This is a genomic window from Acetobacter sp. UBA5411, assembly GCF_002409645.1.
Classification (GTDB): domain Bacteria; phylum Pseudomonadota; class Alphaproteobacteria; order Acetobacterales; family Acetobacteraceae; genus Acetobacter.
The window spans coordinates 64,764-85,365 of the sequence record NZ_DHNR01000009.1 but is presented as its reverse complement, the minus strand read 5'-3'; the positions used below and the strand labels follow the sequence as shown (position 1 = coordinate 85,365).

Annotated in this window: 17 protein-coding genes; 10 read left to right on the top strand and 7 right to left on the bottom strand. The window is 56.1% G+C overall.

The annotated features are described in order from the left end of the window. Nucleotide 1 precedes the first annotated feature (1 nt). Nucleotides 2-907, bottom strand: coding sequence for a shikimate dehydrogenase (locus B3759_RS03390; protein WP_291363634.1), 906 nt, complete (start codon nt 905-907; stop codon nt 2-4). Then, entirely contained in the window at nt 907-1,734 is an 828-nt protein-coding gene (locus tag B3759_RS03385; RefSeq protein WP_291363632.1) for an N-formylglutamate amidohydrolase, read from the bottom strand. Before B3759_RS03385 ends, B3759_RS03390 begins: the two co-directional genes overlap by 1 nt. Before the next feature lie 192 nt (nt 1,735-1,926). Here B3759_RS03385 and B3759_RS03380 point away from each other — a divergent pair, with 192 nt between their 5' ends. Continuing rightward, nucleotides 1,927-2,733 (top strand): transglutaminase-like domain-containing protein, encoded by an 807-nt coding sequence (locus B3759_RS03380; protein WP_291363630.1) that lies wholly within the window; start codon nt 1,927-1,929, stop codon nt 2,731-2,733. 63 nt (nt 2,734-2,796) lie between these two features. On the opposite strand, the gene B3759_RS03375 is transcribed toward B3759_RS03380, so the two are convergent. After that, nucleotides 2,797-3,561 carry a glucose 1-dehydrogenase gene (locus tag B3759_RS03375; protein WP_291363628.1) on the bottom strand — a complete coding sequence of 255 codons (765 nt, stop codon included), beginning with the start codon at nt 3,559-3,561 and terminating at the stop codon, nt 2,797-2,799. A 187-nt stretch (nt 3,562-3,748) separates the two neighbouring features. On the opposite strand from B3759_RS03375, the gene B3759_RS03370 reads away from it, so the two are divergent. The 5 genes from B3759_RS03370 to B3759_RS03350 all read left to right on the top strand — a co-directional run bounded on the left by B3759_RS03370 (nt 3,749) and on the right by B3759_RS03350 (nt 11,304). Further along, complete coding sequence (locus B3759_RS03370) at nt 3,749-4,357, top strand: ABC transporter ATP-binding protein (RefSeq protein WP_291363626.1); 609 nt, start codon at nt 3,749-3,751, stop codon at nt 4,355-4,357. A 3-nt stretch (nt 4,358-4,360) separates the two neighbouring features. After that, nucleotides 4,361-5,152: an ABC transporter permease gene (locus tag B3759_RS03365; protein WP_291363624.1), complete on the top strand. Its 792-nt coding sequence runs from the start codon at nt 4,361-4,363 to the stop codon at nt 5,150-5,152. Nucleotides 5,153-5,363: 211 nt separating this feature from the next. Then, on the top strand, nt 5,364-7,913 hold the full coding sequence (locus B3759_RS03360; RefSeq protein WP_291363622.1) for an AAA family ATPase: 2,550 nt from the start codon (nt 5,364-5,366) through the stop codon (nt 7,911-7,913). Continuing rightward, nucleotides 7,913-9,229 (top strand): McrC family protein, encoded by a 1,317-nt coding sequence (locus B3759_RS03355; protein WP_291363620.1) that lies wholly within the window; start codon nt 7,913-7,915, stop codon nt 9,227-9,229. Before B3759_RS03360 ends, B3759_RS03355 begins: the two co-directional genes overlap by 1 nt. Nucleotides 9,230-9,981: 752 nt before the next feature. Further along, nucleotides 9,982-11,304 (top strand): MFS transporter, encoded by a 1,323-nt coding sequence (locus B3759_RS03350; RefSeq protein WP_291363618.1) that lies wholly within the window; start codon nt 9,982-9,984, stop codon nt 11,302-11,304. On the opposite strand, the gene B3759_RS03345 is transcribed toward B3759_RS03350, so the two are convergent. Beyond that, complete coding sequence (locus B3759_RS03345) at nt 11,293-11,826, bottom strand: sugar O-acetyltransferase (protein WP_413788516.1); 534 nt, start codon at nt 11,824-11,826, stop codon at nt 11,293-11,295. The two genes, B3759_RS03350 and B3759_RS03345, sit on opposite strands and share 12 nt — an antisense overlap. Then, nucleotides 11,826-12,530 carry a DUF1349 domain-containing protein gene (locus B3759_RS03340; RefSeq protein ID WP_349679286.1) on the bottom strand — a complete coding sequence of 235 codons (705 nt, stop codon included), beginning with the start codon at nt 12,528-12,530 and terminating at the stop codon, nt 11,826-11,828. The genes B3759_RS03345 and B3759_RS03340 overlap by 1 nt, the downstream gene beginning before the upstream one ends. Before the next feature lie 66 nt (nt 12,531-12,596). Here B3759_RS03340 and B3759_RS03335 point away from each other — a divergent pair, with 66 nt between their 5' ends. The 4 genes from B3759_RS03335 (at nt 12,597) to B3759_RS03320 (ending at nt 19,032) form a co-directional block, all read left to right on the top strand. After that, nucleotides 12,597-13,151, top strand: coding sequence for a TetR/AcrR family transcriptional regulator (locus B3759_RS03335; protein ID WP_291363614.1), 555 nt, complete (start codon nt 12,597-12,599; stop codon nt 13,149-13,151). 468 nt (nt 13,152-13,619) lie between these two features. Continuing rightward, entirely contained in the window at nt 13,620-15,839 is a 2,220-nt protein-coding gene (locus B3759_RS03330; protein ID WP_291363612.1) for a TonB-dependent receptor, read from the top strand. A gap of 170 nt (nt 15,840-16,009) precedes the next feature. Continuing rightward, nucleotides 16,010-16,630, top strand: a complete 621-nt coding sequence (locus tag B3759_RS03325) for a contact-dependent growth inhibition system immunity protein (RefSeq protein WP_291363610.1) — start codon at nt 16,010-16,012, stop codon at nt 16,628-16,630. Between the two features lie 377 nt (nt 16,631-17,007). Next, a complete protein-coding gene (locus tag B3759_RS03320; RefSeq protein WP_291363608.1) occupies nt 17,008-19,032 on the top strand; it encodes an FUSC family protein in 2,025 nt (674 codons plus the stop codon). 10 nt (nt 19,033-19,042) lie between these two features. On the opposite strand, the gene B3759_RS03315 is transcribed toward B3759_RS03320, so the two are convergent. Both B3759_RS03315 and B3759_RS03310 read right to left on the bottom strand, forming a co-directional pair. Beyond that, the gene (locus B3759_RS03315) at nt 19,043-20,362 is read right to left on the bottom strand and encodes an MFS transporter (RefSeq protein ID WP_291363606.1); all 1,320 of its coding nucleotides are present in this window, start codon (nt 20,360-20,362) and stop codon (nt 19,043-19,045) included. A gap of 73 nt (nt 20,363-20,435) precedes the next feature. Then, nucleotides 20,436-20,558 carry a hypothetical protein gene (locus B3759_RS03310; RefSeq protein WP_291363604.1) on the bottom strand — a complete coding sequence of 41 codons (123 nt, stop codon included), beginning with the start codon at nt 20,556-20,558 and terminating at the stop codon, nt 20,436-20,438. Nucleotides 20,559-20,602 lie beyond the last annotated feature (44 nt).

Here is a 20,602-nt window from a genome sequence, read left to right as displayed (position 1 = left end):
ATCAGCGTTTGCTCAGAGCGGCGCGAATATACGCGACCGTGGCTTCATCGACTTCCGTGTCCGAGCCGAACCATGCCTTGAAGCCGGGACGCGCCTGATGCAGCAGCATCCCCAACCCGCCTGATGTCGTCAGTCCCCGCGCTCTCGCTGCTTTAAGAAACGGTGTTTCCTGCGGGACATACACGATGTCAGAGACGACGAGATGACTGGACGCCCGGCTGAGGTCTGGCGTCCAGTCTGGCGCGGGACCGCCCTGCATCCCCAGCGAAGTAGTGTTCACCACCAACGCCATCTCGCCCAGTTGCTCTTCCCACTTATCCCACGCGACAGTGGAAAGCCGGGGCGCATCACCTTTCGGGAAATAGCGCCGCCAAGCTGCGTCGAGTTCCTTTGCAAGTCCATCGGCACGTTCGGCAGTCCGATTGGAGAAAATGACCTGAAAGCCTTTCTCGAGCAGGCTCGTCGCGATGGAACGTGCAGCCCCGCCCGCTCCGAGCAGCAGCGCCGGTCCCCGGTTGGCCAACGCCGCCACATCAATTCCATCCGCTTCAAGGTTCGCAATATAGCCAAACCCGTCCGTGGAGGAGCCGTGGATACTGCCATCCTCGCGGAACACCAGCGTGTTGACCGACCCGGCGATGCGGGCCATCGGGTCCACCTCGTCAGCAATGGCGAAAGCCGCTTCCTTATGAGGAATGGTGACGTTGGCCCCCCTGAAACCCGATGCCTGCAAGCCTTTGACGGCAGTGACAAAGGCGTCCGGGGCCACGGACAGCGGCACGTAGGCTCCGTCAATTTCCTTGCGGGCAAGCCAGTAATTATGCAGCACGGGTGACAGGGAATGCGTCACCGGGTGGCCGATCACACCGGCCAGTTTTGCTTTGCCGGTAATGCGGAACTCACTCATTACTCTGCTTCCGTGGTAGGGTGACTGCCATACTGCTCATGATAGCGCTTTATGGCTTCAGGCAGAACGCGGGCGAGCCGCTCCGCCCATTCCTTCTGACCGGGTTCAGCCGTAATCAGATCCTGCCGGATTTCGATCTCCACATGAGGAATCTTGCGACGCTCCCCATGCACAGGGACCGTGTAATCGCTCGTGTCCGTCAGTTCGTAGGGCTCATTGTCTCCGACTGTCAGACCTTCCTCGCTCAGACAGTCGATGATGATCCGTCCCAAGCGCGGATCATGATTATGCAGCACGCCGCAGTGCCAAGGCCGTCTGAAATTCTGCATCTCCGGCGTGAAACTATGCAGGGCGATCAGAAAGGTCTCGAGCCCTTCATCTTCACGCCGATCCAGTTCCGCACCAATACGGGTGTGATAGGGATCAAAGATGGCCTGTGTGCGAAGAGCCGCTTCCGTCGCGCTCACATTCTGATTGGCTGGCACAGGCGTTCCGTCACTGACGGTCACGATGGCGGTCTGGTGGCCCGGCGCACGGTTGCAGTCAATCACAAGGCGGGAATAACTCTGCTCGATCAGCAGAGCGCCGGTCAGATCGGCCAGCGTCCGCCCTACCCCGTCAATGCCAATATCCCATCCAATATGTCTGGCCCGCTCTGCCTCTGGCACACCCAGATCCCCCAGAGCCGACGGAATGGCCTGTCCTGCATGGTCACTGACAAGCAGCAAAGGCGACCGGGGATCGCCTCCTCCATGCACGACCACAGGTGACGGATCTTCGGGTGTCAGGAATGACGAGGAAGAAAGCTGGGAACGGTTATCGGTCATCGATCTTTCATACCCGAGTTGAGACGGTTGGCTGCCCGGACTCACACAAGCCATGCCTTTCTTCAAGGGCAGACAGCAATTTCTCCAAGAGAACTGTAGCACCTCAGGATCGTTACAGACTAGCATCGTGACATTTGTTGCGAAAAACGCCACTGTCGCATTTGTTGCGAACCCGAAAAGGAAAGATGATTCATGGAAATCAGAGCCGGATACGACATTTCCATAGACTTTCCAGCGCCAACACCTCTGGTTCTGATGCTGGACATCCGTCCGGAGCGAGAGAATGATCTGCTGACACCTCAGCGACCCTCAATCGATCCGCTCGTCCCGGTGCAACGCTATATCGACGGGTTCGGCAATCGCTGCACACGCCTTCTGGCTCCTGCCGGACGGTTCCGCACGTGGGTCGACTTTACGATCTATGACAGCGGCCTGCCGGAAAAACAGGGATGGGGCGTAGAGCAGACCCCTGTGGAATACCTGCCCTCCGACCTGCTCGTCTTCCTGATGGGCAGCCGCTACTGCGAGACAGATGTGCTGTCAGAGTTCGCGTGGTCCATGTTCGGGCATATTGCTCCCGGCTGGGGACGCGTGCAGGCCATTGTCGACTACGTGCACAATCACATCAAATTCAGTTACGCCAATGCCCGCAGCACACGCACGGCATGGGAAGGATGGAGTGAAGGCACGGGCGTCTGCCGTGATTTCGCACATCTGGCTGTCACGCTCTGCCGCTGCATGAACATTCCGGCCCGCTACTGCACAGGCTATCTGGGTGACATCGGCGTGCCGCTGATGCCCGACCCGATGGATTTTTCGGCATGGTTCGAAGTCTGGATGGACGGCAGCTGGTACACGCAGGACGCTCGCCACAATGAGCCGCGTATCGGTCGGATTGTCATTGCGCGAGGGCGCGATGCAGCCGATGTGGCGATTTCCACATCGTTTGGTCCGCACATGCTGTCGTCATTCAATGTGACAACGCTGGAAGTCGGTTAATTCATCTTCTGACGAGATTAACGCCCGCTGATGCTACGACACAGCGGGCGTCAGATCTGCTCGTTACTGAGCGGTGTAGCCACCGTCGATCACTAGTTCGCTACCCGTCATGAACTTGGATTCATCGGATGCGAGGTAGAGGATGCCGTAAGCAATATCGTCCGGCTCGCCAAGGTGGCCGAGCGGATGCAGATCAACCAGCTTCTGTCTGGCTTCGGCTTGCTCATTGGTCAGACCAGCCACCATCGGCGTCCAGATGTAACCCGGATGCACCGAGTTTACGCGGATCGCGTAGCCGGATTTGGCGCAGTGAAGCGCGGATGATTTGGTGAACAGCCGCACAGCGCCCTTGCTGGCGTTGTAGGCAGCCAGTGTCGGATCACCGACCAGACCTTCGATCGAGGACAGGTTGACGATCGATCCGCCCTTGCCGTGCTTGCGCATGCCTTCGATGGCGTATTTCGTGCCGAGGAACACACCGTCGAGGTTGATTGAAATCACACGCTGCCAGTGTGCAAGATCGGTGCTCTCCACGGTGCCCGTGTAAGCAATCCCCGCATTGTTGACGGCAATATCCAGTTTTCCGAATTTTGCGATCGTTGCGTCGATCGCCGCTTTCCAGTCAGCTTCCTTGCTAACGTCGAGCTTGACGAACAGCGCCTTGCCTCCTGCCGCCTCAATCTCCGCAACGGCCTTCTGACCGTCTTCCTCTTTCAGGTCGCCTATAACAACGGACGCGCCTTCCTTAGCCAGAAGCATGGCGGTCGCCTTGCCAATGCCGGAAGCCGCACCACTGATAATCGCTACTTTTCCTGCTACGCGTGCCATTTGCGTTCTCCCCTGAACAGCAGATGTCTGACCTGCGAGCGCAACAAGCGCGCATCATGGCGGCAGGCTCCATGATTTTCGTCAATTTCCCGATATTAAACTTTTGTATTCTGTTGGTTATCCAACATGAAAATACAGTATTTTCAGGGGAATTGCGGCCCTCCCACCGTTTCGCTAAAAGCCCTCCATGAGCAAAAATACCGGCCTGATTGCCGATGAACTCAGGTCTGAACGGGTCGGTCCGGTCACCTTTCATGTCGCACACGGCGAGTGTCTGGCCATCACCGGCGCATCGGGTAGCGGCAAGTCTCTGCTGCTGCGTCTGGTCGCGGACCTTGACCCGCATTCCGGCACACTCATTCTGGACAGTGAAAACTCCCTGAGCATGTCCGGCCATATCTGGCGGCAGCGTGTCGCCTACTTTCCGGCGGAACCAGGATGGTGGAGCGAGAACGTCAGCGACCATATTGCGGACACCCCGCAGGCCCGGACTCTCATTGAGGCAGTTGGCCTGCCTGAGCGCATACTGACAGCTGAAATACGCGGTCTCTCAACCGGTGAACGGCAGAGGCTGGCTCTTGTCAGAGGGCTTTTGCACGGCCCGAAAGTGCTGCTTCTGGATGAGCCAACTTCGGCCCTTGATCCTCAATCCATTTCATTGGTCGAAGACCTGATCACACGCCAGAAACACGAAGGCCGGATCATTGTTCTGGTGTCGCATAACGCCGCTCAGGTTGAGCGTCTGGCCGACCGGCGCACTATTCTACGAGATGGTCGGCTGGAAGAGGTAGCCTGACGCATGGCCCCTGCCCTTATCACGCCCTTTGACCTTGCTATTGCGGCTTGCCTTATCCTCGCTTGTGCGGTTGCCTCGCAGATACTGGCCCTGAAAACGGGCCGGTCCATTGTCATCGCGGCGCTGCGCATGTCGGTGCAATTGCTGCTGATCGGCAATGTGCTGCTCTTTGTGTTCGGACAGACGTCGCTATTCCTGACATTCGCCGTGCTTGCCGTGATCCTGTGCGCCGGAACCTTCGAGGCTGGAAACCGTCAGACATCACGCATGGCGCCGCGCTGGCATTACGGTATTGCGGGTGCTTCGATCCTGTTCGGTGCGGCTCTAGCGACGTCGATGGGCTTCCTTACCAGTCTGCGCCCTCACCCGCTATTCGCCGCGCGTGCGACTATCCCCATGGCGGGGCTGATTATCGGCAACGTGATGAACGCCACCAGCCTCACCCTGAACAGCCTGTTGACCGCAGTGACACGGGACCGCTCGGCCATCGAAGCCCGCATCCTGCTCGGCGCGACACGCCTGAAGGCGCTGGAAGACCCCATCCGCAAGGCGCTCCGCACGGCGCTGATCCCGACACTGAACCAGATGTCGGCTGCCGGACTGGTCACGCTTCCCGGCATCATGACCGGACAGTTGCTTGCTGGAATGAGCCCTGTCGCCGCTTCGCGTTACCAGATTGTGCTGATGAGCCTTGTCATTTTCGGCAACCTCGCCGGTGCTACGCTGGCGGCGGTGCTGACGTGCCTGCATCTGACGGATGAGCGGGGACGGTTGAGGTTGGAGAGGGTTGGGTAGAGGTTGCGCCTCATAGCGGACATACAGATGGTTGTGATGCTTACCCGAAAGCCTACATTGTTAAGCATGCAAAATTAGGTCGAGCTTGGGAGCTTACGCCCGTTCATATGATAGTGGCCTACGGAGGTCTCAGTCAAAAGAAGACAACCCACACTGACATATCTTTAGCCGGATACTCGAAGCCAAATGCGACACTGTCGAACAGATACCCTTGGTAAACACTCTTTTTGCGTTAAAGAGCTTAAAAAAACAGGAGATAGTATTGGCTGGTGCGAAAAATGACGACTGGCTGGTAATTCAGAAAGAGTTGGCATTTGCAGTTGGAAAACCAGTTCCATCGGGTTTTCTCGTCCGAGCCGGCTCGACTGCGATGCGCGATGGGGCTCCGATCAAGAAACGAAATCGCGCAGAGCGGGATCGCCTTGTTCGGGATGGTGTTCTAGTGCCCGATGAAAACCCTGCGCTGTTTCGGTTTCGTATGGACCATGAGTTTAGTAGTCGAAGTCTGGCAGCAGGTATTGTGATCGATGGGAATAGCAATGGCGATCCTTGGAAAGAGAATTCAGCAGCAACACTAGCGTTTTTTGACCGTCCAGCAGCGCTTAAACGTTTGGACGTAGAATCTGCGATGGACGCTTATGATAGCTATCGCCAGTCGGGGAAAGATGACGCTATTTTCGGTGCGTTCGGAGAACCCCGCCAGTATTGGGTGCGCTCGACACGCAAACGGCCTAATCGGATATACCCTTCTAAGCCGATCGTCGGCTTCCTGCGCGGCAAGACACAGCTCAATGGTGGTTGGGGACAGAGAGCTGATGCCGCTGCCCAGCTTTACAATGCTGGCTATATCATCGTCGACGGAGATGATGTGCCGGTTACACCGCCGACGCGATATGAGCATCTGATCTGCGATGCCGACCGCATCCGGCTCTGCGCCCGTAACTACTATGTCGAACCGGCCCGGGAGAACGGTGCAGTGGATGTTGCTATCCGTGCAGGTGATCTCGGGCGCGAGATGGGCTTGCACGATCGGAATCCTGCGATTTGCAGCGCGCTCGGAAGTACAGAGTTCCAGCGATGCGCTCAGGTTCCGCCCCCGACGCACACTCAACCAAACCCCAGCAGTTCCACAGTTTTTACTTATCAGCTAGTCTCGGCAAAAGGGCTCACAGCCATGACGTCTGCACCCGCCACCACATTCCCTACCCCAACTAATCTTATCCTTTACGGACCGCCAGGAACCGGGAAAACCTACATCACGGCTTGGGAAGCGGTAAGGCTCTGTCTGGGTGACGACGTAGCCGAGGCGATGCGTGATAATCGTGATACGCTGATGGTCGAATATCGCCGTCTTGCCGGCGAAGGACGAATTGAATTTGTTACCTTTCATCAGTCTATGGCCTACGAAGATTTTGTTGAGGGTCGTCAGCCCATGACCGGAGCAGATGACGATGAAGGTGCATCGTCATCTGGCTTCCGACTGGAAACGGTGCCCGGGATTTTCCGCCGCATTGCGAAGCGGGCCGAGACTGGATTGGGCAAGACCGCGATGAGTAATCGGATGGCAGTTGATGGCCGCCGGATTTTCAAGATGTCAGTTGGTTTTAGTAGGGACGCAGGTGATCAACAATTCTTCGAAGAAGTGATCGAGGGGGGATACACGCTACTGGATTGGGAACATATCGACTGGAGTGACCCGAAGTACGAAAATGTCGAAGAAATCTTGAAAACGTGTCAGGAACAGGGAAGATTCAAAGGGCCGGTTACGTTGCAGTCTGGCCAAGTATCAATCACTGATGCCTTTCGGAATCGCCTTAAAATAGGCGATATTATTATTGTATCGAAAGGGAACAAGTTGATCCGGGCTATCGGCGAAGTAATTGGTAACTATGAATATCAGCAGAGACCGGAAGGAGACTACAATCATAGACGGGCCGTTCGTTGGCTATGGCATGATGCTGCCGGTGTGCCAACTACCGAGATCTACGACAGCAACTTCACAATGCGATCCCTGTATGAACTAAAGAAGGAGCGCCTCAATATTCCAGCCTTAGAGCGCTATATGAATAGCGACGTCAAGGAAGCTGATGCTGAGCGAGAGGCTTTCGTGCTGATTATCGACGAAATTAATCGAGCCAACATTTCAAAGGTCTTCGGGGAGTTGATCACGCTTCTGGAGCCAGACAAGCGTCTGGGGCAACCCAATGCCATCAAGGTGCACCTTCCCTATTCAGGTGATGAGTTCGGCGTACCTGCCAATCTGCACATTATTGGTACGATGAACACTGCGGATCGCTCTATTGCGCTGCTTGATACCGCTCTGCGTCGCCGCTTCACTTTCCGCGAACTGATGCCAGACGTTGCAGAGCTTCGCCAAGCGCTGGCTGCACGGAAGCTCGATGCCGAAAATCTCGATGGGATTGATCTGTGCAAGCTGCTGCAGACCATCAATGAACGGATCGAGTATTTCTTTGACCGCGAGCATCAGATTGGCCACGCCTATTTTACTGGATGCAGCACTCGCGCCGATGTTGAGGACGTGATGCGTCACAAGATCATCCCGCTTCTAAGCGAATATTTTTATGAGGATTGGTCTAAGGTCGCCGCAGTACTCGGTGATGGTGACGGCACTAACGGTGCCCATTTCCTCGAGTCAAAGAGTTTGCCAGTTCCTGCCGGATTTACTGACGATGAACTGGGTGGAGACAAGCGGCGTTGGAGCGTGAAGGCCGGTTTCGATTTCTCGGACTTTGCGGCCTGATGCCTGCCTATACGGTTCGAGAATGGGACAAGCTTGCCTATGGCGACGACCAAGGGCAGATCCCGGCCCAGTATGCTGACCGCTTTGCGGCCCTGGCGGCGCGCTCGACCTTTGCAGGCCGTGGCGGCAGCGGGGTGCTCGAACATGGCCGATGTGCATTGCGTGCCCGCGGCGTGGTTGGGATTCTGGCAGCGGGTAATGCGAGCCTTGAGATACTACCCAAGATCGATGTGGCGACCGGTGAAACCCTCGATTACCAGAACGCGACAATCCGTAAACGCTTGGTCCATATGCTGGCCGTCGCGCTTGATCTCAAGATAGACCTTGGCGTCATCACCGATCTCGCATGGCAACGTGAGACTTTACTCGAAATCCTGATCCGTATCTTTTGCGACAAGCTAACCGCGGCCCTCCGCAAGGGAATGCCGCGTCGGTATGTCGAGTGTGAGGAAGACTTGCCGACCCTGCGCGGCCAGTTCAACATTACCCGTCAGTTTACCCACCTTGCGGCCAATCCTTCGCGTCTTGCCTGCCGGTTCGACCTATTGTCCGAGGACATTACGCTCAACCGGATCATGAAAGCAGCAGTGGTTCGTCTTCTCCGTGTTTCGCGGCGCAGCTCAAACCAGCAACGCCTGCGCGAGCTGGCCTTCGTCTATGCCGACATAGCCGATGTACCGGCTTCAGTAGTGCGTTGGGATGAGGTTGTTATCGATCGGACCAATCAGTTCTGGCAGGCACTCTTCGCCATGGCCCGCCTCTTCTTGCAGGACCGCTATCAGACGACAACGGGCGGTGCCGGTCAGGGAACGGCAATGTTGTTCGAGATGAATGCGCTATTCGAAGAATATGTCGGGCGACTGATTGCCCGAGCGCTGACGGGAACCGGACTTACCGCCTCGTTGCAGGGGGGACGCTTGTTCTGCCTGAACGAGCAGGATAGCGAGCGAGGGCTATTCCAGACCAAGCCCGACATTCTGATCCGCCGGGACGGTAAGATTGTTCATGTAATCGACACCAAGTGGAAGCGGATTTCCTCTCGCATCAATGATCCCAAGCAAGGGGTTTCGCAGGCCGATGTTTATCAGATGATGGCGTATGCACATCTTTATCACGCACCACGATTGACGCTGCTCTATCCCCATCACTCCGGCCTAGGCCCCGAAGACCTAGTTCACGCCCGCTATCGGATCACCGGATACGACACTATCCTAGAGACCGCGAGTATTGATGTGTCAAAGAGCACTAACATATTGATGCGGCTGCGCCGGCTGCTCCTGGTCGAAGAACCAGAGGCTATAGACCCAATCGATTAATATTGTGATATATAGTAGAATGTTGAGAAATTTATTTCCATATTGCAATGGAAAATTAGGCCGAAAGACTACGTATGCAGCTCTTGCCGGCCCTTTAATCATCCGAAATTTTTCACATTACCAGTAGAAATTGAGGATGGATTTTATTTCGTATAAATGTCCATTATTTTGAGCTCTGCGCCGGAACGGACTTTTCTGCTTTATTCATTGAGCTTACTGCACCGCTCCACTATCGAATTTACTAATGCCACAAGCCCCACGCAGTCACATATTCTACTAATACTGCTCCTCATTATCGCAACTGGCATAATCTTGCGGAAGGTTCCGCTCGGTCTCCCCTAATTTCATCACAAAATGGGGCGGCTCTTGGTTATGGGGAACAATGATCTGGTGCATTGTCACCCTCCTGTCCCGACGGAGAAGCCCTCTCCGAAATGCCGTCCTCGCAACAGTCATTGTTTTATGCGACCGAATGTCTCAAGCTGCTATATACGCCTGCGCTTGATAAGTCTCGTTCCAGTTCTTTCGGCGGTTTCCTGCTTGGCCATCTACTTCGCTTTCATTGATCTTGAACTCCATGCGCTTGCAATCGTGACAATGACGTTCCTAAGCCTGAAATGGGAAACAGCGGGAAAATAGCGGCAAACAGGTTGCTTCTCTCTTTTCAAAACCCTGCATCCTTTAAAGCTTTTGCCACTTCCCTGACCCATGATAGCGTCTGATCTACTCAGCACTGTCAGGGAAACGAAAACATGCTGCCACAACCGGCGCTTTCTCTGAAAGAAAAGATGGCCTACGGCTGTGGGGACGTCTCATCCAATATGATGTGGGGCATGACCTCATCCTATCTGATGTATTATTACACGGATATTTACGGTCTCCCGCTTGTCGCCGTCTCGTGGATCCTTCTGGTCGCCCGTATTGTTGATGCCTTCTGCGACCCGGCCATCGGTTATTTTGTCGACCGCATGGGCGGGAGGATTGTGCTGCGTCTGATCCAGATCCTTGCCATTCCTTTTGGCATAACCGGCTTTTTCTGCTTTCTGGCCCTGCCGCTTTCGCCCACAGGTAAAGTTCTGTGGGCGGGACTGACCTATATCGTGTTTGGGGCGATCTACTCCTGCATCAACACGCCCTATGGTGCGCTGGCTGTCATGATCAGCCGTTCCGAAACTGACCGAACCAGCCTCAATGCATTTCGCATGATGGGGTGTCAGGCCGGATCGCTGTTTGTAGCGCTCGCCACCATTCCCGCCATTAGCTGGCTTGGCGGAGGTGAAAGCCCGGCGCAGCATCGTTATGGAATGGCGCTCTATGTTCTGATCCTGTCAGTGCTGGGCAGCATTTTGTGGTTTTGCGTGGCGCGAGGCTGCACTGTTCGACATCCCCCTGCACCTGTTCGACAGAACCTTGCGATCACATTGCGTCATCTCTGCAAGAACCGCGCCTGGGTGTTGAGCAATCTTCTCGCGTTTTTCTATTTCGTAGGACAGGCAGCGCTTTTCGGATTTGCCCTGTATTATGCCCGTGCCATTCTTGGGGGATCGGAGCAGACGGGCGCGAATATCATTACCGGCATCACCATTCTGCTGTTTGCGGGTGTGCCCGCCTGTGTTCCGCTCGCCAAACGTTTGGGAGCAGTGCGTGCAGGGATTGTGTGTCTCGTTGCCCAGATCGCCGCCTATCTCATAATGGCTATGGCGGGCGCATCGATGACAGGATTTGTCCTGTCCGCGGCCCTTCTGGCTCTGGCGCAAGGCACGATGTCGCCGCTCTATTACACTCTGCTGGCCGAAGCTGTTGATGATGGTGATCCCCTCACCTCCACAGGCTCGGCGGGGCTGGCGTATTCGATCAACACATGGGTCACGAAACTGGCAATGGGCATAACCGGATTTGTGCTGGCGCAGTTTCTGTCATGGGGACATTACGTGGCGGATGGAGCCACGCAGCCCCGCGAACTGTCATCGTGGGTGACGGTCGGGTTTATCTGGCTGCCGCTTGGGGCTGTGTGCCTGCAAATTGTGTGTCTTCTGGCGTGGCGCAGGAAAGAACCATCTGGTTCACCGGCGTAAGGGGCGCGCCGGATTGCCTGCGACTGTCACGCCAGCCGCCACGTCCCGTGTGACGACGCTGCCTGCGCCAATAATGGCGTCGTCGCCGATGGTGATGCCGGGCAGGATGATAGCGCCCCCACCGATCCAGACATTCTCGCCAATTATCACGGGACGACCGAATTCCAGCAGCTTGCGGCGCACGGCGGGATCACGCGGATGATCGGCTGCGAAGATCTGCACACCGGGTCCGATCTGTGTGCCGTGACCAATTCTGACTTCAACCACATCGAGCACGACGCAGTTGAAATTTAGAAAGACGTTGTCGCCTAAAAAGATATTGTAGCCGTAATCGCAGTAAAAAGGCGGGCGGATGGTCACGTCAGTGCCCACCGCGCCAAGACGTTCGGCCAGAGATCCGTTCTGTGCGTTATAGCGGGCAAGCCATGCCGCACAGTCCGCCATATCCTGCTGCAATTCCGGATCAGCGGCGCTGTACAGCTCGCCTGCCAGCATCTTCTGCTTTTCGCTGCGTATCGCCATCAGGTCAGATCATGCAGGGCTTTGCCGAGCGGAGGCGTCAGCCGCCAGTCCGAAAACTTTACCTTGAGCCCTTCCCGCTCCGGTGTGCAGCACATGGGGCCGACCAGATAGGACTCTGCCTTTGGAAAAGGCGCAAGACGCACGAGCGGCCAGATCTTGCCGTCGGCTGAGACCTGTAGCCGCAATACGCCGTCGGCCACGGTTGCACGCATCCAGAAATCTTTCGGCTCACCCTCATAAGGCGCTGTTGCCCAGTCCGAGAGGCCATCTGTCAGAACACTGCTGAGCATGGCGCGTCCGTCGGAGAGTTCGATCCCCGCCTTGACCCAGCGTTTCTCGTCGATGCGGACCATGAGACCGGCCTGATCGTAGAGCTTTTCATAGGCGGCGCGGATACGGAGCTGTGCGGTAAAGCGTGATGGCGCATGGACGCCATAGAAATGGCCGCTGTCACGGGTGAAACCATACCAAGTTTCGCGCCAGAAATCGGTGCCCTTGTCAGTCGTTACTTCCAGAGCGTCAGCCGTGAGAGAACTCTGGCGAGGCTTGTTGAGCCAGACACCGTTCTGCCAGGAATTGGGGGCGTCAGCATGCGCCTGTCCGACCAGAGCGATGCCTCCAGCCGCAACACCCGTGGCGATGACCGTGCGCCTCGTCATCCCGGAGTGGATGTTCTTTTCGCCTTTGTCGCTCACTGCTAACACTCCCCTGCGGTTATGATTTCTTTTATGTACATCCGTACACATCGCGCAAGGCTAACCTCTTCCCCCATGTCCAGCAACCAGCCCCCAACCCGTCGCTTTGATCCTGACCGCAAGCAGCGCATCATCAACGCAGCGCTGGATGTCATTGTGGAGCACGGCGTGCAGGGCACCACGCATCGTCGTGTAGCCACAGCGGCCGGGGTGCCTCTTGGTTCCATGACCTATCATTTTGACGGCATGGACGATCTGCTGCGTATGGCGTTCGAGCAGGTTGCTCACGCCAGTTCATCGGAATTTGTCGCGCGACTGGCGCAGGCTCAGGATCGGGAAGAAGCAATCGAGGCGATCGTTGACATCATCGCCGGAAATATCTGGTCGACACCACGCACTCTGCTGCTGAGTTACGAACTCTACGCGTTCGCCGCCCGCAAGCCGGAGCTGGCTGCTATCATGCGGGAGTGGATGCAGTCCAGCCGGGAAGCCCTCGGTCGTTTCTTTGATCCACTGACCAGCCGTACCTTGGATGCGCTGGTCGAAGGAATGGGTATTCACGGCTCCGTGGATCAGGCCCCGCTGGATCGCCATGAGATCGAGGATATTGTGCGGAGGATTTGCAGATAGCGGTCTGCTTTCGATGCCTCCACGCAGGATGCGACTGCGGACAGCCCGGTATCTTCAGTTTCTATCGTGGCTATTTCGAACTGTTCGATAAGGCCCGATCAGACAAGAAGAATATCTTCGTCGTTCCCGGCGCGACGCATTGCGGCCAGCCAGAATACACCCGTCAGGCGATTGAAAAATTGAAAGTTTTCTACAGAAAAAATCTGTAACGCCTGTTTCTATGCAATTGTCTGTTTGCTGAAAGAGCGTTGGTAAACGGACGATTGGTGTCTCTCTGGCGCATCGGGCAAGCAGACCCGCCAGTCAACAACCTGCGCCCTGCACACTCAGCCAACACCCCTCCCAACTGGGTATGAAGCATTCCTAGCGCGCTCTTGCAATTGAGACATATTATCATTAACAGCACACCCATTCCCGGGTCGATGCGCCCGAAGGAGCCGTTTTCCGTACATCAGGACGCTTCATCTTATGGCTGCAAAGTCCGCATCCCGCTTGCTATCCCTGCTGTTAGCCTCATGCAGTTTTATTCCGCTCAGTCTCGCGGCAGAGCCTGCGACAAAGGCCCAAACGGGAAAGCCTCTTGCTGGGGCGGCCAGTCCGAAACCATCTGTTGAAGCCGACAAAACCGAAAACATTGTCATCCGTGCAGCACGACGCAATCGCATGGAAGTGACCAGCGGCGGTCAGCTTGGCGCACTTGGGACAAAGAAGGGTCTCGATGTCCCGTTCAATATCCGCAGTTACAATTCCAGCCTGATCCTCAATCAGCAGTCCCAGACGCTCGGACAGGTTCTGGAGAACGACCCTTCCGTCCGCACGACCATGGGATATGGCAACTTCTCGGAAATGTTCGTCATTCGTGGTTTTCCCGTGAATGGTGACGATATTTCGATCAACGGACTTTATGGTGTCGTTCCCCGGCAGCTTGTTTCGCCTCAGCTTTATGATCAGGTTCAGGTGCTGAACGGCGCCAGTGCGTTCCTCAACGGTGCGGCGCCCAGCGGCTCATCCATTGGCGGCAACATCAACCTGATGTTCAAGCACGCTGAAAACACCGACCTCAATCGTGTGACAGGCGATTACACCAGCAACGGGCAGGGTGGCGGCGCTATCGATTTTGGTCGTCGCTTTGGTCAGGACAAGGCGTTCGGGTTCCGTCTGAACGCGGCAGGCATGGATGGCCAGACTTCCATCGACCATGAGCGGCGGCATGATGCGGTCGTTGGCGGCACATTCGACTGGCACGACGACAACACGCGTATTGATCTCAACATGGCCTATCAGAACCAGAATGTTCAGGATGGCCGCGGCGGTGTTTTTCTCGGCTCCGGAGTGACCTCTGTTCCCCGCCCGGTGGCCCCCTCTCACAATTTCGGTCAGCGCTGGACCTACGCTGACCTGAACTATCTGTTCGGCACGCTAAATATCGAGCATGACTTCGGGAAACATATTACCGTTTATGGCGCTTTCGGAGCACTGGGCAGCGACGAGAAGGGAAATTATTCCACCTTCACGGTAAGCAATGCGGCTACCGGTGCTGGCACCGCCGGGGCCATGTATGTGCCCTATCAGCAGAACAACGAAAGCACGCGCGCAGGTGTCAGGGCCCATGTGGATACCGGGCCCATTCATCATGAAATCAACGCTGGCGGTTCTGCCTTATGGGAAGAAACCCGCACCGCCTACTCAATGTATTATAACAACGCCGCGCCACTAAACAGCAATCTCTACAACACGCCCCAGCTCGCGGCTCCTGAGCAGAACCTTGCGGGTGGCAATCTGAAAGACCCTACCCGTTCAAACTGGACCAAACTGTATAGCCTGTATCTTTCCGACACGATGACGTTCTGGCACGATCGGATCGCCCTGACAGCCGGTTTCCGGTATCAGAATATTCTCGATAACAGCTACAATTATTCAACAAACGGTTCTCTTCAGGACGGATACAACAAGGGCGCGTTTACACCTGTTGTCGGTCTTGTCATTCACCCGACGCGTCAGACAGCAATTTATTTCAACCGGATCGAAGGTCTCTCCGAAGGGCAAAGGGCGACAGGCGCGAATGTCGTCAATCTGGGACAGATCTTCGCGCCCTATCAGAGCGTCCAGTACGAAGTTGGTGCGAAATATGACATTGGACGGTTCAATGTCGGGCTGGCATTTTATCAGATCTCCCAGCCGAACTCCTACACGGAGCCTTATGGCAACACGGGTGAACTTATCTTCCGTGAAGACGGCTTGCAGCGAAACCGGGGCATGGAACTCACCGTCAATGGTGAAATCATCAAGGGACTGCGTTTCAACGGGGGCCTGACGCTGATCGACGCCGATCTGAAACGTACGGCTGGCGGCACCAATAACGGTCATACCGCCATCGGCATCCCGAATTATACGATCAACGGCAACCTTGAGTATGACCTGCCGTTCCTGAAGGGCGCGACAGTTATCGGGCGCGTGGTCAATACCGGAAAGCAGATGGTCAATGTGGAGAACACGGCCCACCTGCCCGTCTGGACTCGCTTCGATCTTGCCGCACGATATACGTTCGCCGCTTACGGCAAGCCGCTGACCTTGCGGTTCGGCGTGGATAATCTTGCCAACACGCGCTTCTGGTCCTCTGCTTTCAATGGCTATCTGCTTGAAGGTCTGCCGAGAACCTTCAAGTTCTCGTTCACCACCGATCTCTGATCGTGTTTGTGACAATCAGAGGATAAGCAAGAAGAGTGAACGACGCGCTTTCGCAGCCCTGTTGCCACCAAGTCATGGATTTGCGAGGCTTATTACGGAGCTGCTACAAAAATAGCGGCTGATGAAAAGAGCGCGCGCAAACCCCTCACCTTTGAAATCGACGCCATCTCATGAGCCAGACCTATCTCACACCCGAGCGGCTTCGATGGCTTCATTACAAAAGCTCAGCCATCATTCTGTCACCGAAGTATATTTCCATTGAATCGATGGAAGTCTGGAAGGGGCAATACTTCTCCCGGACGGGCTGGTGCGCCCATGCGCCAAACGACGCGACGGATAAATGGATCGGGGAGAACTTTCGCAAGGCCTTGCTCAGCAGCGAATATTTCAACAAGCCGGGAATCATCCTTGATCGTGAGGCCGTTGTGGTCATGAAAGAAGTCTCCAATCGCAGGCGTCTGGCCTTCTGGGACGATATTGCCCGGAGCTACGGTTACAAGGATATGGATCAGGCCGGACGGAGATGCGATCTGGTCTTTTCGTCTTGGCATTATCTTGTCGATGACTTCGTCACTCTGCGAGCGAGCAAACGGTTGACCGGCACTCATCGTGCATGGCCCGAAGACAGGAAACACGCTGACAAGCATATGACTGTTCCTCTGTCTGTCTCGGACGAGGAACTGGGCTACGCGGTGCGAGTGGCGCTTTCACGCTGCGAAGCGCCGGGGCGGCAGAAGATCAACACGCCGCCCGAATTGCTTCCACTTCCGTGGAAGAAGGAGAAGGCGTGACAGGCACGCGCTCATCTGCTTCGTACGCGGAAATGATGTGGCGGTCCTTTCAATGGACAAGCGGAGGTAGCAGTTGTTTTTTCTGCTACCGGGTGCTCCACATTTATCGATTGTAGAGAGGCTACGCCGGAATGGATCGGGGAAAATCTGAAGAAAGCCCTTGAAACAAGTCGGTATCTTTTCATGACATGGATGCGGAGAACGTGCCGCAGGGTTTGCGCTAAATACGAAAGACCGGGACGGGTCAACGCAGCGTGTGTTTCCGTGACGTCGCCATGCGAGGCGGCTCTCGCCATTCTTTCCGCGACATAATTCTCGCGTTTGTTGCAGCCTCACACTATCGTGACAGTTCACTTTTTTATATTGCGTTCGGTCCGATGAAAACCACTGCCCTTCCCCTTCCCCGACGCTTCAACCGTTTCACCATGCAACTGGCAGGAGGCATGATGCCTCCCGCCATAACGCACTGGCTGGGTGTACGCGCCATCAGCATCACGCCGGAACAGATCGGTGTGCGAGAAGGTCTCCGGGCTGGCGTCGCCGTCGGGTCGGTGATGCTGCTGGCGTGGTATCTGGATGCGCCGCTCATGGCCTGGTCGGCATTCGCCGCCTTCTGGACCTGCCTTGTTGATCCCGGTGGTCTGATACGTCTCAGGCTTGCGACCCTGCTGAAATTCGGCTCTTCAGGCACACTGATCACAGGCCTGCTTTCCGTCGCTTCAGGCTATGGTCTGATGCCGGTCTTCCTTGCTCTGGGCATCTGCATTTTCATCTGTGGACTGGCGCGTCAGCGTGGACCGGTCGCTACGCAGATCAGTGTGCTCGCCGCTATCGTTGCCGTGGTCGCCGTCTGTTATCCGCAGACACCGCTGGGAGGCGTGCATCTCGCAGGCATGTTTGTTGGTGGCTCTGTGTGGGCCGCGTTGATCTGCATCTTTGCCTGGCCCGTCGATCCTTATGTGCCGCAAAGACAGGCCTGTGCCGCGATTTTTCGCGAGCAGGCGAATATGATCAGTCGGCTTCTGCTGCTTTCCGAGCGTAACGCGCTTGATCATGACGCGCTCTATCATGAGATCAGCTCCTACAGACGCGATATCCGCAACCGGATCGAACAGGCCCGCAAACGCGTGGAGATGCTCTCGGCTGACGTTCTGAACAGCCGCACTCACGGAACGCTCCTGCGCACCGTGGAAGCGGGTGACCGGATTTTCGTCGCGGCCATGGGCTTCGAGCATGCCGCTTTTACGGCCCCTCTTCCCCCGATCGCTCGCCGGACAGCCGGATTAATTGCTGCGACCCTGAGACGTGCGGCACGCGAAATTGCCAGCCCGCAACCCCGGCCTGAGTGTCTGACCCGACAGATCCGTTTCCTGCGCACCGCGGGACCACGCGATGGCGATCTGTTTGCCCGTTGCGCTCATCTGTGCGCGGACGCTCTCACGGATCTTCAGCAGACCTGGCGAACGCCAGCCGAGGATGAACAGATCACCACTAGTCCGTCTCAGTCCAAAGGGCAGAGCTGGCCTACCGCCATCTTTGTAAGGCACGCAGCACGTCTTTCTGTCGCGGTGCTGATTGCCTACGCGATCGCTCTCTGGCTCGACCTGCCCTACGCTTACTGGGCGATGATGGCGGTGGTCGTGGTCATCCAGCCCAGCGTGAACGTGACTTTGCCCCGCGCGCTGGAGCGTGTGGCAGGCAGTGTGGCAGGCGGTCTGCTTGCGGCTGTCATGGGCGTCACCCTGCCCATGCCGGTGATCCTTCTGCTCATCTTTCCTCTGGCCGCCGTGACCATTGCGCTAAGGGGCGTGAACTACACGCTGTGCGTCATGTTCATGACGCAGCTTTTCGTGCTGGTCACCGATCTTGTCAGCACAACACACGGCTGGGACGTCGCGCTTTCCCGAGCCGCCAACAACACCATAGGCAGTCTGGTGGGGCTGGCGGCATGTGTCCTGCTCTGGCCGGGAGCGAAAGCGCCTTCTCTGGCGCAACAGATCATGGCAGCCGTCTCGGCCAATCTTCGTTACGCCATGCTGGCGGCAAGAGAAGACAAGGCGTCATGGAATGAAATCGAGCATGCCCGACGTGAGGCCGGTACGTTCTCGACCAAAGCCGAGGTTCTGTATCAGCAGACGCGTCTGGAAGGGTTGCGCCGTTCTGACTATCTCAGAACGTGTGGCGACATCCTTTTCATGCTCAGGCGACTTGCGGGCGCCGCCAATGTCTGGTGGCTGGAATATAACGATGCCAGCCTGTCATTGAGAGCAGAGGAAAGATCCGCTCTTTCCTCCCTCGCACAGGCTAGACCTCTGACAAAGAAAACCGGTCTCAGTGAAGCTGACCTCAAAGAGGTTCTATCCCTGTTGACGGCGCTGTCAGTTGAAAAAAACGACAGATAAAGCTCAGCTTTCAGCGACTGACACGCTCTGCTGGGATCCTCAGAACGATCATCACTCCCAGCAGCGCCAAAGCAACTAGGCCATAGAGAGCCATATCGGTTCTACCCGTTGCATCCTTGATCCAGCCCACAAAATATGGACTGAGGAACCCGGCCAACTGCCCCAGTGAATTGATCAGCGCCACACCACCGGCGGCAGCCTCGGCGCTCAGAAAACCATTACTCAACGGCCAGAAAAGAGGCAGACCACTCAGAGCCCCTGCCGTGGCGATGGTCAAGCCCGCAACCGAGAGCAGTGCGTTATCGTGAAAAGCGGCGGAACAGGCGAGCCCAAAAGCTGCCATCAGAAGCGGAATGGCGAGATGCCAGCGCCGCTCACGTCGTTGGTCTGATGAGCGGCCCGCCGCAATCATGAAAAAACAGGCCCCCAGATAGGGAATGGCGCTCACCCAGCCAATGACGCCTACATCGTGAAAACCGATGTTCCTGATGATGGTCGGCAGCCAGAAATTGATCGCATAGACGCTGCTCTGAATACAGAAATACAGCAGGCCCAGCATCCATATGGCCGGACTACGCACTACTTCGGAAAATCTCGCAGAGACCTGTCTGGGGCGATTTTGTCGATCCCGAGTCAGCGTCTCTGACAGCAGTTTCTTTTCCTGTGCATCCAGCCACGCAACTTCATCAGCGGAATCACGCAGGAACAGAAACATGCCGACACCGAGCAGCACTGTCGGCAGTCCTTCCAGCAAAAAGAGCCACTGCCAGGCTTCAAATCCGTGATTCCTGCCACTGAACCAGTTCATGATGAGGCCTGAAAGCGGACTTCCCAGCACACCGGAAAGCGGGATAGCCGCCATGAAAAGGGTGAGCGCCCTGCCCTGTCGCTGTGCGGGAAACCACTGAGTGAGATAGAGTACCATGCCGGGGAAAAATCCGGCTTCCGCAGCACCAGTCAGGAAACGCAGGATGTAAAACCCAGTCGTCGTTTCAACAAACATCAGACTGGTGGAAAGCCAGCCCCACACGATCATGATCAGCGCCAGCCAGCGTCGGGCACCGATTTTCGCCAGCATGAGATTGCTAGGAATGCCGCAGGCAATGTAGCCGAGAAAGAAAATCCCTGCCCCAAGCCCGTAGGCCGTTTCACTCATGTGGAGGCTGTCCAGCATGCTCAGCTTGGCGAAGCCGACATTCACGCGGTCGAGATAGTTGAAGAGATAACAGACGAAGATATAGGGAATCAGTCGCAGTGTGACTTTGCTGAATATCTGATTCAGGCGGGAGTCCTGAGGCGGATGCGCCTCAATGACGTTTTGCTCAGGCATGACTTGTCACCGGTTCTTATTATTTTTCTTGTTCTCATCCAGAGCATGAGAGGCCCGAACGAAACAACCGTATTCACACAGTAATGGCGGGCAGACACCCGTCTACTGATGAAAGCGCGACAAGCTTACCGGTTTCGAGAATTTCAACTGTTCGTGTGATGAACACCAGACTGACTGCCGGGACACTCCGAACCACTCGTCCTTTCCGGCAAGAAGGATCCCGCCCGACGATCGTCGTGA

Excerpts from the sequence above, each read along its gene's own strand:
- B3759_RS03390 (WP_291363634.1), bottom strand. The coding sequence starts at position 907 with ATGAGTGAGTTCCGCATTACCGGCAAAGCAAAACTGGCCGGTGTGATC.
- B3759_RS03385 (WP_291363632.1), bottom strand. The coding sequence starts at position 1,734 with ATGACCGATAACCGTTCCCAGCTTTCTTCCTCGTCATTCCTGACACCC.
- B3759_RS03380 (WP_291363630.1), top strand. The coding sequence starts at position 1,927 with ATGGAAATCAGAGCCGGATACGACATTTCCATAGACTTTCCAGCGCCA.
- B3759_RS03375 (WP_291363628.1), bottom strand. The coding sequence starts at position 3,561 with ATGGCACGCGTAGCAGGAAAAGTAGCGATTATCAGTGGTGCGGCTTCC.
- B3759_RS03370 (WP_291363626.1), top strand. The coding sequence starts at position 3,749 with ATGAGCAAAAATACCGGCCTGATTGCCGATGAACTCAGGTCTGAACGG.
- B3759_RS03365 (WP_291363624.1), top strand. The coding sequence starts at position 4,361 with ATGGCCCCTGCCCTTATCACGCCCTTTGACCTTGCTATTGCGGCTTGC.
- B3759_RS03355 (WP_291363620.1), top strand. The coding sequence starts at position 7,913 with ATGCCTGCCTATACGGTTCGAGAATGGGACAAGCTTGCCTATGGCGAC.
- B3759_RS03350 (WP_291363618.1), top strand. The coding sequence starts at position 9,982 with ATGCTGCCACAACCGGCGCTTTCTCTGAAAGAAAAGATGGCCTACGGC.
- B3759_RS03345 (WP_413788516.1), bottom strand. The coding sequence starts at position 11,826 with ATGGCGATACGCAGCGAAAAGCAGAAGATGCTGGCAGGCGAGCTGTAC.
- B3759_RS03335 (WP_291363614.1), top strand. The coding sequence starts at position 12,597 with ATGTCCAGCAACCAGCCCCCAACCCGTCGCTTTGATCCTGACCGCAAG.
- B3759_RS03330 (WP_291363612.1), top strand. The coding sequence starts at position 13,620 with ATGGCTGCAAAGTCCGCATCCCGCTTGCTATCCCTGCTGTTAGCCTCA.
- B3759_RS03325 (WP_291363610.1), top strand. The coding sequence starts at position 16,010 with ATGAGCCAGACCTATCTCACACCCGAGCGGCTTCGATGGCTTCATTAC.
- B3759_RS03320 (WP_291363608.1), top strand. The coding sequence starts at position 17,008 with ATGAAAACCACTGCCCTTCCCCTTCCCCGACGCTTCAACCGTTTCACC.
- B3759_RS03315 (WP_291363606.1), bottom strand. The coding sequence starts at position 20,362 with ATGCCTGAGCAAAACGTCATTGAGGCGCATCCGCCTCAGGACTCCCGC.